The organism is Sandarakinorhabdus sp., assembly GCF_040398645.1.
GTDB lineage: Bacteria > Pseudomonadota > Alphaproteobacteria > Sphingomonadales > Sphingomonadaceae > Sandarakinorhabdus.
The window spans coordinates 1-2,041 of sequence record NZ_JBBATR010000111.1 but is presented as its reverse complement, the minus strand read 5'-3'; the positions used below and the strand labels follow the sequence as shown (position 1 = coordinate 2,041).

Annotated in this window: 2 protein-coding genes; both read left to right on the top strand. The window is 63.5% G+C overall.

The window, feature by feature from the left end:
- On the top strand, positions 1–339 hold a 339-nt coding region (locus ABWP50_RS13415; protein ID WP_353218492.1), incomplete at its 5' end, for a DUF6702 family protein.
- Positions 340–500: 161 nt separating this feature from the next.
- On the top strand, positions 501–2,041 hold a 1,541-nt coding region (locus tag ABWP50_RS13410), incomplete at its 3' end, for a TonB-dependent receptor plug domain-containing protein (protein ID WP_353218491.1).

The following is a 2,041-nucleotide window of genomic DNA, read 5'->3' as shown; positions in this document are numbered from 1 at the left end:
GTGGAGCCGGTGCTGGCCAATATCGCCCCCGATGCCCAGCCCAGCCTGGATGACCCGGATGCGCTGAAAATGCTGATCCTCTATGTTGGGGACCGGTTTCGCATCGCTGGCGTGCCGCTGGCCTATAGCGGGCAGTCGCTGGCCGGCGATGTCGTCGTGCTGCGCTTTGCCGGCCGGCTGCGCGGCAAGCCGGCCAATCTGGCCATCAACGCCGGCCTGTTTGGCGAAACCCACCCTGATCATGCCACCCAGGTGAATGTGCGCCGGGCCGGCATAACGCGCAGCCTGCAATTCCGGCCGGGCGACCCGGCGCGCTTGGTGCCGCTGCCGGGCCGCTGACAATTTTGCCTGTGGCAGATCGGCCACGCGGCCGGGTTCATGGCCCGCTCTACGCCAAAAGACGTACCGCCCCGGCGGCAGCGTCATGCAAATGACATATCGGGCATGATCGTCATGCTGCGGCGCGATTTCAGATCGGGCCGCAATTGGGGGAAGCAACAATGTCGATCAATCGCGGTAATCTCGCGCAATTCCGTGGCTTGCTGCAGCTGGGCGCAGCCACTGCGGCCTTGCTGGTGCCGGCAGCCGTGTTGGCGCAAGCCGCGCCAGTCACCACCGCCCAGGCCGCGGCCGAGGAAGACACCAGCGTCATCACCGTCACTGGCTCACGCATTTCGCGCACCGGTTACGATTCGCCGATCCCGGTTTCGGTGATTGGCGAAGCCGAACTGAAAGCCGAACCGCAGGCCAATATCGGCGATTATGTGAACACGCTGCCATCGGTGCGCGGTTCGCAAAGCTCGTCCACCAATTCGGGTTCGCTGTCCAATGGCCAGGCCGGCATTGCCACGGTCAATCTGCGCAACCTTGGTGCGGCGCGCACGCTGGTGCTCATCGATGGACAGCGCTCGGTGGCCTCCACCCCGGTCGGCTTCGTCGATACGCAAACCGTGCCGCAGGGCCTGATCAAGGGCGTTGAAGTCGTCACCGGCGGCGCATCGTCGGCCTATGGCTCCGACGCTGTTGCCGGGGTCATCAACTTCTCGCTCAATCGTGATTTCAAGGGCCTGCGCGCCGAATATGAATTCGGCATCACCGATTATGGCGACACGCCCAACCACACGTTCCGCATCACCAGCGGCTTCGATTTTGCCGATGGCCGCGGCAAGGTGCTGCTGGCCGGCGACTATTTCACCCAGAACGGCGTCGATACCTATGATCGGCCCTGGCAGAATTCCGGCTTCTTCCAGATCGACAATCCGGCGTTCGTGGCTGGCAATGGCCAACCGGAACGCTTCGTTGGTTCGGGCATCGGCACCTATCAATTCACACCGGGCGGCATCGTCAACACCGGGCCTTTGCGCGGCACCTATTTCGGGGCCATCACCAATGGCCAAGCCAGCCTGAACCAGTTTAATTACGGCCCCAACCGCGGCCAGTGGATGATCGGCGGCGATTATCTTATCAGCCGCGAAGGCCATTTCAGCACCAACAGCCTGTCTCCCGACGAAGAGCGCGGCAATATCTTCGGGCGATTGAGCTTTGAAGTCAGCCCGGCCTTCGTGCCGTTCGTGCAATACAGCTTCTCCGGCTACAACGGCAGCAGCTTTTACCAGCAAACCCCGTCCACCGGCATCACCATCCAGCGCGACAATGCCTTCCTGCCCACCGCCATCGTAACGCAGATGACCGCGCTCAACCTGTCCAACATCAGCATCGGCACCAGCAACAATGGCTTCCCGGCGGCGGGCTCCAACAACAGCCGCGAAGTTTATCGCTTTGTCGCCGGCGCCGACGGCGAGTTCGAAATCGGCAAGGGCAGCTGGAAATATGCCGCCTATTATCAGGCCGGCATCGCCCGCACCAACGAACTGCTCACCAACACCTGGCTCAACAGCCGCGTCACGCTGGCCCAGGATGCGGTGCGCGCGCCGGTGGGCAATGCCGCCGGCATCGCGGCCGGCACCATCGTCTGCCGCTCCACGCTCACCGCGCCCACCAACGGCTGCGTGCCGCTGAACCGCATCGGCGTCGGCGGCGT